The sequence below is a fragment of the Streptomyces sp. ML-6 genome, assembly GCF_030116705.1.
Taxonomy (GTDB): Bacteria; Actinomycetota; Actinomycetes; order Streptomycetales; family Streptomycetaceae; genus Streptomyces.
This window is the reverse complement of sequence record NZ_JAOTIK010000001.1, coordinates 37,767-52,260: the sequence shown is the minus strand read 5'-3', so window position 1 is coordinate 52,260 and position 14,494 is coordinate 37,767. Positions and strand designations below refer to the sequence as shown.

The following is a 14,494-nucleotide window of genomic DNA, read 5'->3' as shown; positions in this document are numbered from 1 at the left end:
ATGGCTCGCGTTCAATCGGCAGGCAGGAGAATCGTGTTCACTCGCTATGCGACGCTGTTCCGGCATCCCGGTGCCACCCCCATGACCACCGCCGGTGTGCTCGCGCGCATGCCGTTGTCCATGGTCGGTATTGGCATCATCACGATGGTCTCCCGGACCCACGGCAGCTACGCCCTGGCAGGTGCGCTGGCCGCCTGCTACACCCTGGTCGCCGCTGTGGCCTCACCACAGGTGGCCCGCCTCGTCGACCGGTACGGGCAGGGTCGCGTCGTCGTCCCCGTCGCGCTCTTCGGCACCGCCTGGATCTGGGCGATGGCTGCCGCCTCGGCCTCCGACGGGCCCGAGGTCCTCCTGTTCGTCTTCGCCCTGCTGGCCGGAGTGACCCCGAGCGCCCCGGCGTTGGTGCGATCCCGCTGGAGTCACATTCTTCGTGACACGGACGACATACACACTGCGTACTCCTGGGAGACCGTGCTCGACGAGCTCTGTTTCATCCTTGGGCCTCCCCTCTCCATAGGTCTCGGCATCGCCCTGTTCCCCCAGGCGGGACTTGTCGCCGCGAGCATCTTCTCGCTGGCGGGAACGTTGTGGCTGACCGCGCAGCGCCGCACCGAGCCGCCGATCACCGGGACACTGCCCGGTGAAAAGCTGAACGGTTCGGGATTGCTCCGGGTTCTCTCGGATCCGACCGTGGCCCTCGTGGCGGTCGCCATGGCGGCAATGGGAGTGATCATCGGCACCGTTGATGTCGTCTCCGTCGCGTTTGCCGAGGCCGGGGGCAACACGGCACTGGCGAGCATCGTGCTGTCCGCCTACGCGGCAGGATCATGCCTCTCGGGCTTCGTGTTCGGCAGCAGGGTGATCACGCGCCCGATCGACGAACTCCTGCGGGCCGGCCTCATAGCCACCGCGCTGACCACCGTACCCATGGTGTTCGCCGGATCGATCGGCGCACTGTCCGCCACGGTCCTGGTCGCCGGAGTCTTCTTCGCCCCCACCATGATTCTCAGCTCCCGCCTCATCGAGAAGAATGTCCCACAGGCTTCACTCACCGAGGCCCTCACGTGGGCGACCGCGGGATTGAGCCTCGGCACCGCGATCGGTCCCGCAGCCGCCGGGCCCGTGATCGACGGGCTCGGCGCGGGCAACGGATTCTGGGTCGCGGTCGTCGCGGGCGCAGTACTGCTTCTCCCCGTCGTGATCCTCCGACGCGCCCCTGCCTGACGCCGAGAGACGGGCCCTGACCCAAGGCCGGGTAGTTAACGTTTTCGCAGGTCACGCAAGGGGTGTTGGGGTCCATGCAGTGGCGGCGTAGAGGCCGGGGCCAAGTTTGTGGATGAGGCCGGTCTCGGCCCATCTGGAGAGCTGCCGATACATGGTCTCCATGGTGATGTCGCCGAAGTGGGAAGCGATGTCACGGGGGCGCCAGAGGCGGGTGGGGTTTTCCTCGAGCAGGCCCAGGATCCGGTGACGTCGGCGCTCGGCGAGGGCTGTGTGCCGGTCGTCGCGGGAGATGGCGGGGAGTTGAGGGTGCGGTTCGCGAGGTTCGAGGACGCTGATGTCGAGACCGGTGATCGTGCGGCTGGTGTCGGGCCTGCCGTCGTCATGGCGGGTGCTGTAACGGGACATCGGTGACTTGACCTTGCGGGTGCTGACGCGCTGCCGTCGGGGCGGCAGGAGACGGGCCAGGATCCGGTGCCCGATCAGCCCGACGCGGCCGACATCGGCGGGGTCGGTGATGACGGCGGCGGCCTGGACGACCTGGTCGCGGGCGGTCTGGAGCGCGATGGTGAAGCAGCAGCGGTCCGGATCGGTGCCGGGCAGCGACTCGGCGGCCTCGACCATCATGGTGCGCAGGGCCTGGTAGAGGGTGAGAAGGGCCCACATCTCCTGTTCGACGCCGGCCGGGTCGCCCGAGCGCAGGACGCGCCCGTTCGTGATCGTGTGGCGGAGCGCGTAGTACGCAGATTCGTGTTCCCACCGCTGGTGGTAGAGGCCCACCAGCGCGGCCGCCGGGTATCGGCGGGCGTCGGTCAGAGTGGTGACCAGCCTGTAGGAGCCGGTGAAAACGGTGCCGTCCGCGCAGGTCACCGTGATGTTCGCGTCGATCACACGTACCTTCACGGCGGCGATCACCGACAGGTATGAGCCGTCGGCGAGACGTGTCAGGACGGGGGTACGCCGGTTGCTGCGGAGTCGGCCCAGGAACTGGGCGCGGGTCGCGGTGACGGAAGCGAGGAAGTCGTTGCCGTCGAAGCCCTTGTCCCACAGGACGAGCATGTCCGGCCGCAGCAGATGCAGCAGGCGCGAGGCATAGCTGGTCTCGCCCTCGGCGGTGGGTCCGAACACTGCGCCGATCAGGGCCCGTGTCCCGGTCTCGACCAGCGTCATCAACTCCAGTGTGGGATAGCCGTGATGGGAGGTTCGCCCCAGCCAGGCCCTGTTTCGCCCGGAGTCGGGGACCTTCTGCGAACTGCAGCCGTCGAATGACACAGTCCGGTACGGCCCGAACCGCACACCGGGTGTCGTCGGCCGTGCCAGAGGCCCCGCGAGAACCTCGAATAACGCCCGCACCGGCGCACTGCCCAGTCGTCGGCGCAGATCACGCAGGGCCTTCGGCGTGGGGGAGGCCACCGGCACTTCGGCCAGCCCGGCCGTCAGCTTGTCCCAGACCAGCCGGTAGCCGACTTCAGGGAACAGACACATCGCGAGCAGGAAGTAGATCCCGACCCGCGAAGGAAGATCGCGCAGTCGTCTCTGCACCGAGCGGGTCTCCGCCAGGACCGCGTCGATGAGCTCGAACGGCACGACGGGCGTCAACTCGCCCAGACGCCCGGGCGCGAACCGGCCCGCGGCCACTGTGACCGTACGGGTGATGGCCATCACCGAGGCCGGCAGGACATGATGAAACGGCAACGGAGCTCCTCGAGTACAAGCTGTCTTGGACGACTGCCTGTACCAACGAGCTCCGTTGCTCTTGCGTCGGAAATCTTTCAACTGGCGCGCATGACCTGCGAAAACGTTAACTACCCGGCCTTGGGTCAGGGCCCGAGATCGGTACCACCGTCTGGGAGACCCGCGAGGCTGCCCGGGCCGACGTCTTCCGTTACATCGAGATCGAGTACAACCGCAGCCGACTCCGCAGGCATCCCGAGTACGGGTACGTCACCCCGCTCGAAACGAGAACCTTGCTCAGGCAGGACCTCACCCCCGCAGCGTAAACACCCGCTGTCCAGGCCCCGGGGGGAACTTCAGATTGAGAACCGCTGGCCACTGTCGTCACTTGTTCGGGTGGCCTTGCCTCAGGTCCGGCGTGTGCTGTCCGGTCGCACCGAAGCTGACGAATTCTCACCGGATCTCATCCGTGTTGTCGGATTCTCACCGTTTCGCATTCCGGGCGTTCGCGGCAGGACCTGTCCATAGCCGCGCAGCCGTGCGGACCAGGTCGGCCAGGGCGAGGGAGCGGCTGTGCGCGGGCCAGGCGATGTGGGTCACGACGGGAGGTGCGTCGGTCAAGGGGACGGCCGTGTGCTCGGCCCACAGCCAGGAGCGAGCGGAGTCGGGGACGACCGCCACGGTGCGTCCGAGAGCGATCAACTGAGCCAGTTGCGTCTGGTTGTGGATCTCGGGGCCCGGACCGGGTGCGTAGGTGCCGTGGGTGGGCCAGCGGGCGAGCGGCAGATCCGGGACGTCCCTGACATCGGCCAGGGACAAGGTCTCGCGGGCGGCGAGCGGGTGCCCGGCGGGCAGGATGGCGATCTGCCCTTCGGTCGTCAGCGCCTCGCTGTCGAACCCCGCGAGGGAGTTCCACGGTGCGTGCATGAGCGCGACATCGGCACGTCCGTCGCGCAGCAACTCTTCCTGCTCGCACAGACCGCACAGCAGCACCTCGATCTCGGCACTGCCGGGCTCGACCGCGTAGGCGTCGAGGAGCTTCCGCAGCAGTTCGTGCGACGCGGCGGCCTTCACCGCAAGGACCAGCCGGCCGTGGGGGCCGCCAGGGCTGTCGGCACCGCCCGCGCGCCGGGTGCGGCGAGCAGCGGCAGCGGTCGCGTCGAGGGCCGCCAGGCCCTCGCGCAACAGCACTTCTCCGGCACCGGTCAGGAGGACACCGCGGCGGTTGCGCTGCAACAGGCGGACCCCGAGGCGCCGTTCGAGCTGCTGGATCGCCCGCGACAGCGGCGGCTGGGCCATGCCGAGACGCTCGGCGGCGCGTCCGAAGTGCAGTTCCTCGGCGACAGCCACGAAGTACCTCAACTCGCGGGTCTCCAGGGTGTCCACGGCCGCAGCATACGCGGTGATACCCGGAAGGTATGACAGGACACCGTATCGGTGTTGGCCGCGCCACTCGTCCGCGAGCCAACATCATCGGCATGAGCGAAACGATGATTACGCTGGTGACCGGCGCGAACAAGGGCATCGGATACGAGATCGCGGCCGGGCTGGGTGGCCTCGGGTACCGCGTGGGCGTGGGAGCCCGTGACGCGGCCCGGCGCGAAACCGCCGTCGGGAAGCTGCGCGCCGTCGGCGTGGACGCGTTCGGGGTACCGCTGGACGTGACCGACGACCGGAGCGTCACTGATGCCGCGGAACTGATCGAACGGCTGGCCGGGCGTCTGGATGCCCTGGTCAACAATGCCGGCATCTCGGGCGAGATGGGCCCGGGGTGGGTGCAGGACCCGACCGCACTCGACCTGGAGGTGCTTCGCACGGTCGTGGACACCAACGTCATGGGTGTCGTCCGGGTCACCAACGCGATGCTGCCGTTGTTGCGGCGTTCGGCCTCGCCACGCATCGTCAACGTCTCCAGCAGCGTCGGTTCCCTGACCCGGCAATCGGACCCGGACCTCGAGATCGGCCCGATCATGGCGGCCTACGCGCCGTCGAAGTCGTTCCTCAACGCCCTCACCGTGCAGTACGCCCGGCAGTTCGCCGGTACGGGCATCCTGATCAACGCCGCCTGCCCGGGTCTGGTCGCGACCGACTTCACGGGCTTCCAAGGGCCCCGTACCCCTGAACAGGGTGCGACCACGGCGATCCGGCTCGCCACGCTGCCCGACGGCGGCCCGACCGGTTCGTTCTTCGAGGACGACGGCGTCGTCCCCTGGTGATCACGAACCCGCCGTGGATTCCGCAGAAACCAGATGCGCTGAGAGTCCGGGGCCGGGCGTTCTCGTCGAACCTGGCAACCCCGCAGCTCAGCGCAAGATCCACAGACAAGCCCAACGCGACAGGACATGTGCGCCTCACGCGGATGCAAACGTAGTGCTCGCGGAGGAGGCTGCCCACGTTCACTCGTTTGGGGACTCCGTTGCCAGCGGGATATCGCACCGCGGGCAGCCGTTCGCGTGGTCGTCCTGGCAGATGTAGCCGATGGCACCTTCCACGCACCATTCGGCGGCCTCCTCGGACAGCAGGTCGGGCCCGGCATGGAGCAGCCGACGAAGTTCCGTGGTGTCCGCAATGTCGGCCGGGCGGTTGGTGAACCACTCGTCGAACCAAGGCTCGTCCCGGTGCATGCGCCAGTGCGCATTCTCCCGGTTGTTGACAGCTGTAAGGAACCGATCGACGATGCGCTCCCAACTCGGTGCTCCGAACCAGCCGTTGTCGAACGCGCAGAAGTATTCGATCAGGGTTCGCAGGCCGAACTCCTTCTCGCGAAGGCGGTACGTTCGCCCCCAAGCGATCGCGTCCTGTGCCATCTCCGCGAGTTCTTCGCGCGGATCAACCTCGTGCGCCGGGTCGTCAGGGTTGTGGCAGGCCAGCCCGAGCTCGAGCACGGACTGCCCGGTCGGTAGAACCCGGGACGGGTTGACGATCGCGAGACCGAGATCGATCCAGTTGACATGGTCGAACGACAGCATTGAGCGCACGAGTCGGGTGGTTGCCGTGTTGATCCGCATCATCGTGCCGTCGTGCAGCGGACTCTTCCCGGCGTGCCAGTTCTCGACGGGTGTGTTGCGCCACACGGCGAGCGTGATGCGGGTGGCAGCGAGCCACAGCAAGGCGTCGTCGTCGAGGTGCCCGAACCGCTTGGCACACTCCTGGGCGCCGTAGGTGATCAACTCTTCCGGTTTCGGCCACCTGTGGCTGTCGGGCCCTTCAGGCGCGTACTCGTAGTCGCCGGCGTACTCGTCGAGGATCTCGCTCAGTTCGGCTGCGCTGTAAGCCTCGCTATACTCGGAGCCGTCCGGCCCCTCAACGGTGTACATGTCGTGGTCCCAGGAGACGTACACGTCGCCCCAGAGCACGACGTCATCGCACTCGCTGGCGTTGTCCGTCACAACCGGCCTGATGGTGATCGGGGTAGTACGCCCGTCGGTTCCCTCGCCGTCCTTCTCGGCGGCCCATGCGGTGATGACCCCGAGCGGCTTCGGAAGGAGAGGACCGACCTCGGTGATGCTGAACGGCTCGTCGTCGTCATCGGTGGCGAACCGGCTGTTGACGAACGCGACCGCCTCGGAGGGCGTGCTGACGATGGACTGGCTGCCACTCTCGCTGTCAACTACACGCCACAACGCCCTGTTCTTCACGGTGCTCTCCGATCGCGGTGAGTGCACCCGGGGCGGGTGCGGTGCGCCGGGTCGCTCGGCACTGACTCCAATTATGGGCTGATCATCCCGTCCGTAGTACCGCAGGCGCTTGTCGGCGACGACGCTCGGGACGTTCGTGTGCAACCTGCTTTTCGCGACCGCAGCGACACAGCCGAGATCACGCAAAGTGCAACGGCGTGTCCGCGCAACCTGCGCTGCACGTCAACAGGAACTGTACGGTCTCAGACCGCCTGGCACAGTCTCAGTCGGTGGGGTCTCCACTGATCAGCCGAAGTGTCGACTCGCCATATCGTTGGCAGTGCTGGCGACGGCTGGACCGCGCCGGTCGGCAGACCGGCGGTCACCCACGCGATCGGTTGCTCAACTCGAACGATCAGCCCGTCCGACTACCAGAAGCACCGGCCTGCCGCCGCTTCTCCGACCCCCACCCATCTCCTCATCAGTCGGCCCATCTCGGCGAGGGGGAAAATCGCCGCACTCCAGCGAGAACTACTGGGGAGGTGAACCTCTACATTGAAGGACACCGTCAGCCGTATCGAGCGAGCAGTGAAGGTGTGTGAGTGGGTGGAACGGATGGTTGCCGATGCAGGTTCGTAACGCCCCGGACCGCGTTGCAGCCTGCTGGACGGCCTGAGGAAATGACACCGATCTGAGACAGCCGCCTGCCGACACATCGTGAGACTCAAGGGAAACATCCAGGTCACAGGGTCGGCGCCTGACACTGAAGTTGAGAACCTACACGGGCATGACGCGTCGCTGGACGAAGGAGAGTAGCCGTGGCACGCAGCATCCGGCCGGGCACCGCGGATGCCGACGACGTCCTGGTCGTCGACGCGATCGAGCGCACCGCCCAGGAGACGTTCACCGCCGCCCCGCCCGCCCAGGCCAACTTCCTGGTGAAGCAGCTCAAGACGGACCAGGGCCGTCGCCGCCGAACTCGGCATCATCCAGCGTTCCGTCGAGCGCTACCGCAAGGGCCAGCGCAAGAACCCGCCGAAGAACATCGCGGCCCGGATCGAGACCGCGGTCCGGGCCCGGTGGCAGCCCAGGATCCGCCGGCGGGCGAAGAAACGGGCCGCGACCAGTACCGGCATCACCATCGAGACCCGCGCCACCTTCGGCTACCGGGTCCCCGTCGGCACCACCGACGAAGGCCGCCAGCGCCGCCTCACCGTCCACTACGCCAGGCGCCTCTTCGATGCACGGCAGGGCATCGGCGACCAGACACCGAACAAAGTGATCGCCGACGGAATCAAAAAATCTATTTTCAGGACGGCGGACACCGCACCCAGGACCTGGAAATGGAATTCACAAGTATCGAATACGTCGATATTTCCTACTGAAAAAGAAATTCCTGACCCCGGCATTACAGCTGCCGATGAGTCGAAGCAAGGTAGTTGTCACCGGCAGTGTCGTGAGCGGTTGTCGATTGCCGTGGCCAGGTGTTTGGCGTGGTCTTCGAACAGTGGCTTGAGAAGCGATTCCCAAACCGGAAGGCAGGGGACTTGCTCGAACCGTCCTCCAAGCGGGTCTCGTTCAGGCAATCAAGGCTCAGCCGTGCATAGCAGCAGGGCCTCTTGAACATCTCGGTGATGTCGAGTCAGTCGAGGATAAGAGGCCCTGATGTCCCGCTGTGTCGCTCCGCACCTTCCTCGTCCACTTCCGGTGCACCGACGTGTGACTTTCTTGCTGGCCGGGACTGTGGCGCATGGTTGCGAACCTGGGTGGCAACGGAGGCCACTCGGATTGATCGGTGCGGCCGCCTGGTAGGCGGACAATGATCGCCCCTGGATATTCTGTGAATATGAGATCGATGGATCCGTTCCGCGACCTAGCCCGCGACCAGGGCATACCCCAGGACGAGGTCGAGCGGTGGCTCGATACAACAGTCCGTCCATGCGCAATGCTGGGCGCAGGAAAGCCGAGTCACGGCCCGGTGGTCGGACAGCTCGGCGGGCTGCCGCCGATGCCCGAGGACGAGCCCGTGCCGGACTTGCCGTTCCTCGCCTCGGTCGACCTCGCGGCCATCCCACCGGGCGCGACGGACCTCCCGTTGCCGAAGGACGGCACGCTGCTCTTCTTCGCGGACACATCTGAATCTAACCCGTGGACACGACGCGACTGGTCCCGGCTCCTCTATGTCCCGGCTGGCAGGCCAGTCTCCAGACGCGGTCCGGGCGATGAGTGGCCGCCACAGGTCCACTCGGCCCGTGATCTCTATCTGGTGATCGATCCCTCGCTGCCCAACCACGGCGACTACACCGAGGAGTTCCCGCACGGTGAGGAGCTGGGCGAGGTGTGGTGGGAAACCTCCGACGATGTACAGACGAGCGGATCGGTGCAGATAGGCGGCTACCCCTGGGTCTGGAACAACGATCCCGTCACGGACTACGACCACGGCCCGGACGACTGGGTGCTGCTCGCGGAGATCGGGGCGAACGACGGTGATCTTCTGGGCAGGGTCCACTGGGTGATTCGCCGGGACGACCTGGCCGCTGGCCGTTTCACCCGGGCCCGGGCCTGCTACGACATAGTCGGCTGACGTGGTCCAGAAGGCATTCCCAGATGGCGCGAGGTCCGGTCGAACTGTCGTCCTGGCAGGTCTCCTTCAGGTGATCAACGGATGCTGGAGATAAGTGCAGCTCGGGCAGGCCGCAGCCGTGCTGGAGCGGTACCCGCTCTCCGCGCTGGAGACGTGCAGGACGGCCCCGGCCGCAGAGGGAGGCGACGTCGTCGACGAGCTCCTGGGCGGCTACGGCACGGACAGGTTCGAACGGGTCCGGCCGGTGGTGCGCCAGGCCCTGGCGCACCACCGGGCCGACGGCGGCCCCCACGTGCGGATCGCCGACCGGCGCCTCGCCCTGCGTAACACCGGCGCCCCTGTACATGGATTACTGACCCGGCAAGACGAGACCGGATCGAGTCGCCCCGGCAGGGAAGCCGCAGGGCGGTGGTCGGCACCACCGTCCCGCCACCGTTACTTGTCCGGTGTGCCCGTCCTTGCGGCGGCCTGGGCCAGTTCGGGCTGGGCGACAGGTGCGCCGTCGTCGAGCGTGATGCGCACCGTGTGCTGGGTTCCTCTGTCGACGGTGTCGAGTTCGTTGGCGAACCGGTCGTATGCGGTGGCTGCCAGGGCCCAGTCGGCGGTGAGGAACTCGGCCTTGTCCCGGGTGTCCCACAGGGCGATCAGGAGTGCGATGAGCGACCGTCCGGACAAGGCGACACGTACCCGCCCGTCCTTGATGTCGTCGACGTTGGGCGGGGTCCGGAAGTGTGTCTGGTTGGTGCTCAGGCCGGTGAGGTACTCCCATGTGTCGCGGTGGCACACGAGCTCCGCCAGGGCGACACCGGCCGCCTTCATCAGCCGGACACCATGCTGTACCTCCGGCGCGAGCCCGTCGGCGGCGGGCTGCTCCTGGCGGCGGGCCTGCTGCGGGATCACCGGCCCGGACTGCGCGGCGGGGGCCGTGCCGCGGTACGCGTCCGCCGCCGCCTGTTTCAGCGCGTCCTGGCCGTTTCCGTTCTGGAGGCCGGTCCCGGTGGGGCGGATGCCAGGGGCGTGGGGGGCCGGGCCGGGCTCGCTGTGGTTCATGGGCTCCTCTTCGGATTCGGCGGGTTCAGGCAGGGGGCGGGTCTCGGTGGCCGGTGCGGCAGTGTTTTCCGGCAGTGCGGGAGGAAGAGCAGCGCGCAATGCCTGGGCGAGCTCGGTGCGGACTGTTGCCACGTCCTGCCGGGCGTCGGTGACGTCCGAGATCAGCCGTTCCTGGCGGCGGCGCAGTTCCCGGTTCTCCTCGCGCAGTCCGGAGACGCCTGCCTGGCCGGTTTCCAGGATCTTCAGGTACTGCTGGCGTATCGCTTCCTGCCCGTCCGTCACCGGTTTCAGCCGGGCCTCCAGCTGTTCGGCCAGCTCCTTCTGAAGCTTCTGCAGGGCATTCTCGAAGTCCGCTTTCCTCATGTATCTGTCCGATCACCTTCTGTTAGCGATGATCGGAACCTCCCCACCCCGCAGGTCCGGTAATGCGATGATTTCCAGCCGCCCGTACCCCACCTTGGAACGCCGCGGTCCGGAAACAGAGGAGCCCTCGCAGAAGGGGGTATCCGAGCACGGGTACGGGCCCTGATGGAGTGCTCGGAGGGCCGCACGGGTCGGGGCGGCCGTTGCGCGAGGGGGCTGCCGCGTGTTGCCAGGCACCGGCAGCGTTGCAGTGCAACAGCCTGTACTGAATTGGTCCGCCGCCGCCCTGATCAGCCAGAACGCTTACGGCCGGGCGGCTCCGGGCGGTGGCAACAGAACCATCGTTGCCCCCTGTTCTCCGATCACGTACTGCAACGGTTCAGGTGTCCTCCATCCTGTGATTCCCCTTCCGCAATCCGCCGGACGGGTGACCAGCCCCCGGGCACTTCGACGGGGCGGATGAACGGAGATCTTGGTGGACCAGCCGCTGCTGTCACTGAGGACGACCCTGGTGCTCCTGCTCGCCTTACTCGCCGGCGCGGCAGCGGGCGGGCTGACCGCACTCGCGGGGGAAGGCACGCCGCACAGCCTGCTCGCCGCCCTGGCCACCGTGGGACTGGCGGTGCCCTTCTTCAACCACCTGATCGCCGCCGAAGACAACCAGGGCCGGCAGCACGGAGACACGGGTTCTCAGGCCGGGGAAGGAGAGGGAAATGGGTGAGCTGCGACCGCTGGGAGACGACCTCACGGACACCTCCCGCGCACTGGCCCAGGCCCTGCGCGAGCTGTTCGAAGGGCTGGAGGTGTCCGTGCGCCGGTACGCGGCCCGGCGCCGACGTGATCCGGGAACGTTCTCGCGCTACCTGAACGGCACCCGCTTACCCCCGTGGCAGGTGATCACGGACCTCTTCACGGACCTCGCCGAGCACCGTGGAGCCGCGGTCACCACCGATGCCATCGAGTTCGTCCGAGGGCTGTACGGAGCGGCCGTCGATGCCGGGGCCTCTCCCCGGCACGCGGTGGAGATCCTGGAGCAGCAGCTGGCCGACGCCGACCGGGTCTCCCGGCGGTCGAGTGTCCGCGGCGACGTCCTGGGCGACGCGCTGCTGGAACGTACGCACCGCATCGCGGACCTGGAGGTCCGCCTCAGCCAGCTGGAGGCCGACCGGATCGCCGAACGAAGACGGGCCGACGAACTCGCGGCGGCCCACCCCGACATCTCCGGCCTCCTCCAGGAACGCGACGACCTCCAGCTGGACGTGCAGCGGCTGAGGACGGAGCTCCGCGAGGCACAGGCCCTGCGGACCGCGGCCGAGGACCGCTGCACTCTGCTCGAACGCCAGCTGGACGCCGTGGAGAAGCCCCCACCCCCGCTGCCCGCCGCCGCACCCCGGGACATGCCCAAGATACTCATCGTCGACGACCAGCCGGGCAACCTCCTCGCGATGACCGCAGTACTGGCCTCCCTCGACCAGGAACTCGTCACCGTCTCCTCCGGACGCGAAGCACTCAAGGCACTGCTCGACCACGAGGACTTCGCCGTCATCATCATGGACGTGCAGATGCCGGAGATGGACGGCTACGAAACCTGCGCGCACATCAAACGCCGCCCCCGGAACCGCGACGTCCCCATCATCTTCCTCACCGCGATGGGCGTGGACTCCGAACACTCCGCCCGCGGATACGCGGCCGGCGCCGTCGACTACATCAGCAAACCCTTCGACCCCTGGGCCCTGCGCGCCAAGGTCGCCGTCTTCACCTCCATCTACCTGGAACGCCACACCCAGCAGTGATCACCCGCACACCACGGCACACACGTGCGGCCCCCCTGTGCAATGCCGTGCGTACCTGTGGGCGGGCTGCCGGTCCGATGGGAAGGCTTCGGTTCGGGCCGGGCAGGCGCGTTATTGTGGGGTCTTCCTATCTGCGGTTTCGTGATCTGGCAGGAGTACCGGCGTGCCTGAGGACCCCATCGCCCAAAGCGAGCTCGCTGCTCTCACCCGGCGTTTCGAAGAGGTCGCGGAGCAGCACGGCCGCGAGTTCGGGATCATCAAGTCCGACCTGACCGCGGTGCGGCTGCAGGTCGGAAACCTTGATCAGAAGGTGGACCGGCTCGATGGCTGTCTCGACGTGCTCGGCCAGCAGATGGAGCGCAACCAGAAGCAGATCATCGAGCTGCTGACCCAGCTCGTGGGACGGCGCCCGGACACCTACTGACGTTTCCCGGGCCCGACGCCCGGCCCTTCCCCTGTACATGCACATCGGCCCCGACCAGGAAATGCCTGGTCGGGGCCGATGTACATGTACAGGTCAGTTTCCGGTGCGCAGGTGTTCCTGCCGGGTCCGGACCAGGCCGCGCCATGCCGTGCGGACCTCGGGCTCGGGCTTGGTCCAGCGGGTGGCGGAGGGGCCTGGCAAGGGTAGGCCGGCCATGTGGTGGGCGATGTCGGTGAAGTAGGCGAAGTCGCCGGTGGCGGTGAGCGCGCGCAGCCGGCCGATGGTAGCGGCCAGGTCCTGGTCCTCGTCGCGGACGGCATGGTGGAAGGCGAGGGCGAGCTCCACGAGCCGGTGGAGGAAGGGGAGCCCGGCGGCCTCGATGCCGGTGTTCAGGTTCTGGGCGCGGGCGGTGACGTCGTCGGTTCCGGCGTCCTTGATCAGGGCGGCGACCTGGGCGAGGAGGGTGTTGGAGCGCTGGTCGAGGCCCTCGAGGAGCTGGTGGGCGAGGGCGAGCTCGTCTCCGGCCCGGGCGGGGTCGGCGAAGGAGAGGGCCAGGGCGAGACGGACCTGGGCCATGGCGCGCTCGCCGGCGGCGCCGTGCTGTTCGGCTTCGGCGCGGCCGGCTTCGAAGGCATCGACGGCGGCCGCGGTGTCGGCGTGGGACCAGTGGATGTCGCCCAGGACGCGGTGGTGGCGGCCTTTCCAGCCCAGGGAGGGGACGGCGGCCAGGGCGGTGGGGAAGTCCCCGGCCAGGCGGGCCAGGTTGGCAAGGCCCCGGCGGGCCTTGGGCGCGAGGCGGCCCTGGAGGTCGGCGACCTGCTGCATGCCGGTGCGGGCGGCGGTGTTCTCGCTGAGGTCCTTGTACGCCTTGGCCCGGTAGTACAGGGCCATCTCGGTCAGCTCCGTGGGCAGCAGGCCGGTGTCCAGGACGGCGGTGAGGCGCTCGGCGGTGCGCCGGCGGTGTTCGTGCTGGCGGCGGGCGATCGCGGTGAGGAGTTCGGCCACGGCGTCGGCGGGGGTGTCGGGGACCGGACCAGTGGTGGTGGTGGGTGGGGCGAGGGGTTCCCAGACGGAGTCGTCGGTGTAGACGTAGGCGGCCTCGATGAGCCAGTCCAGGTCGGTGAGGTGGTGGTCGCGGGCCAGGCGCAGGCCCTGGCGCAGGCACGCGACGAGCAGCAGCCGGCTCGGGCCGGGGGCGGCGGTGTTCGTCCATTGGTCACCGAGGGCGGCCAGGGCCTCCTCCAGCACGACGTCGTACCGGCACGCCCGGGCATGGGCTTCGACCTCGGCCTGCCAGGCGTAGGTCTCCGGCCGCACCCGCACCCCGGCCGTACGCACGTCCTCCGACAGGAAGGTGCTGTAGTCCGGGTGAGCGGCCTTGTAGGCGTCCCGGTCCACCCGCACCGCACCGTCCCGCCGCCCCAGGGCCGCGTGCACCAGGTCCATCACGAGTGTCTTGCCGCTGCCGGCCTGCCCCGCCACGAATACCGCCACCGGGCGCTCCTGCGGCGCCGCGCCCGCCGTCGACTCCGACACGATCCTCCCGGCGGACAACTCGCCGTACTCCTTCACTGGGGTCTCCCGGCCGTGGTTGTGAGAGCGACCCCTTGCGGGCCGTTCGGTATTGACCCGTCGCAGTGAAGGTTGAGTGATTCTCATCGAAGGTTGAGAGGCTGTTGTCTTTCCGAGTCTGACGGCTGTGTTTTCGCTGTTCAGGGGTAGGGGTGGCGTCGGTGTGGGAGTGATGGGGTGTCGTTTCGTCGCTCTC

12 protein-coding genes are annotated in these 14,494 nt (G+C 67.8%); 7 read left to right on the top strand and 5 right to left on the bottom strand.

Going from position 1 to position 14,494, the window contains the following annotated elements; translation table 11 throughout:
- Positions 1-33 precede the first annotated feature (33 nt).
- Positions 34-1,224, top strand: a complete 1,191-nt coding sequence (locus tag OCT49_RS00235) for an MFS transporter (protein WP_283849849.1) — start codon at positions 34-36, stop codon at positions 1,222-1,224.
- 51 nt (positions 1,225-1,275) lie between these two features.
- On the opposite strand, the gene OCT49_RS00230 is transcribed toward OCT49_RS00235, so the two are convergent.
- Both OCT49_RS00230 and OCT49_RS00225 read right to left on the bottom strand, forming a co-directional pair.
- Positions 1,276-2,916 (bottom strand): IS4 family transposase, encoded by a 1,641-nt coding sequence (locus OCT49_RS00230; RefSeq protein WP_283849848.1) that lies wholly within the window; start codon positions 2,914-2,916, stop codon positions 1,276-1,278.
- A 462-nt stretch (positions 2,917-3,378) separates the two neighbouring features.
- Positions 3,379-4,281 (bottom strand): LysR family transcriptional regulator, encoded by a 903-nt coding sequence (locus OCT49_RS00225; protein ID WP_283849847.1) that lies wholly within the window; start codon positions 4,279-4,281, stop codon positions 3,379-3,381.
- 92 nt (positions 4,282-4,373) lie between these two features.
- On the opposite strand from OCT49_RS00225, the gene OCT49_RS00220 reads away from it, so the two are divergent.
- Positions 4,374-5,111, top strand: coding sequence for an SDR family oxidoreductase (locus tag OCT49_RS00220; protein WP_283849846.1), 738 nt, complete (start codon positions 4,374-4,376; stop codon positions 5,109-5,111).
- Between the two features lie 180 nt (positions 5,112-5,291).
- On the opposite strand, the gene OCT49_RS00215 is transcribed toward OCT49_RS00220, so the two are convergent.
- Positions 5,292-6,533, bottom strand: coding sequence for a hypothetical protein (locus OCT49_RS00215; protein WP_283849845.1), 1,242 nt, complete (start codon positions 6,531-6,533; stop codon positions 5,292-5,294).
- 963 nt (positions 6,534-7,496) lie between these two features.
- On the opposite strand from OCT49_RS00215, the gene tpg reads away from it, so the two are divergent.
- Both tpg and OCT49_RS00205 read left to right on the top strand, forming a co-directional pair.
- Positions 7,497-8,135, top strand: coding sequence for a telomere-protecting terminal protein Tpg (gene tpg, locus OCT49_RS39985; protein WP_502963444.1), 639 nt, complete (start codon positions 7,497-7,499; stop codon positions 8,133-8,135).
- A gap of 223 nt (positions 8,136-8,358) precedes the next feature.
- Positions 8,359-9,096 carry a DUF1963 domain-containing protein gene (locus OCT49_RS00205; RefSeq protein WP_283849844.1) on the top strand — a complete coding sequence of 246 codons (738 nt, stop codon included), beginning with the start codon at positions 8,359-8,361 and terminating at the stop codon, positions 9,094-9,096.
- Positions 9,097-9,531: 435 nt separating this feature from the next.
- On the opposite strand, the gene OCT49_RS00200 is transcribed toward OCT49_RS00205, so the two are convergent.
- On the bottom strand, positions 9,532-10,509 hold the full coding sequence (locus OCT49_RS00200; RefSeq protein ID WP_283849843.1) for a hypothetical protein: 978 nt from the start codon (positions 10,507-10,509) through the stop codon (positions 9,532-9,534).
- Between the two features lie 475 nt (positions 10,510-10,984).
- Here OCT49_RS00200 and OCT49_RS00195 point away from each other — a divergent pair, with 475 nt between their 5' ends.
- From OCT49_RS00195 to OCT49_RS00185, 3 genes are all read left to right on the top strand, one after another.
- Positions 10,985-11,230, top strand: coding sequence for a hypothetical protein (locus OCT49_RS00195; protein WP_283849842.1), 246 nt, complete (start codon positions 10,985-10,987; stop codon positions 11,228-11,230).
- Positions 11,223-12,302 carry a response regulator gene (locus tag OCT49_RS00190; RefSeq protein ID WP_283849841.1) on the top strand — a complete coding sequence of 360 codons (1,080 nt, stop codon included), beginning with the start codon at positions 11,223-11,225 and terminating at the stop codon, positions 12,300-12,302. Before OCT49_RS00195 ends, OCT49_RS00190 begins: the two co-directional genes overlap by 8 nt.
- 163 nt (positions 12,303-12,465) lie before the next feature.
- Positions 12,466-12,726, top strand: coding sequence for a hypothetical protein (locus tag OCT49_RS00185; protein WP_283849840.1), 261 nt, complete (start codon positions 12,466-12,468; stop codon positions 12,724-12,726).
- Between the two features lie 93 nt (positions 12,727-12,819).
- Here the strand turns inward: OCT49_RS00185 and OCT49_RS00180 are convergent, their stop codons facing one another.
- On the bottom strand, positions 12,820-14,298 hold the full coding sequence (locus OCT49_RS00180; protein ID WP_283849839.1) for a zeta toxin family protein: 1,479 nt from the start codon (positions 14,296-14,298) through the stop codon (positions 12,820-12,822).
- Positions 14,299-14,494: the final 196 nt, after the last annotated feature.

Excerpts from the sequence above, each read along its gene's own strand:
- OCT49_RS00220 (WP_283849846.1), top strand. The coding sequence starts at position 4,374 with ATGAGCGAAACGATGATTACGCTGGTGACCGGCGCGAACAAGGGCATC.
- OCT49_RS00205 (WP_283849844.1), top strand. The coding sequence starts at position 8,359 with ATGAGATCGATGGATCCGTTCCGCGACCTAGCCCGCGACCAGGGCATA.
- OCT49_RS00200 (WP_283849843.1), bottom strand. The coding sequence starts at position 10,509 with ATGAGGAAAGCGGACTTCGAGAATGCCCTGCAGAAGCTTCAGAAGGAG.
- OCT49_RS00190 (WP_283849841.1), top strand. The coding sequence starts at position 11,223 with ATGGGTGAGCTGCGACCGCTGGGAGACGACCTCACGGACACCTCCCGC.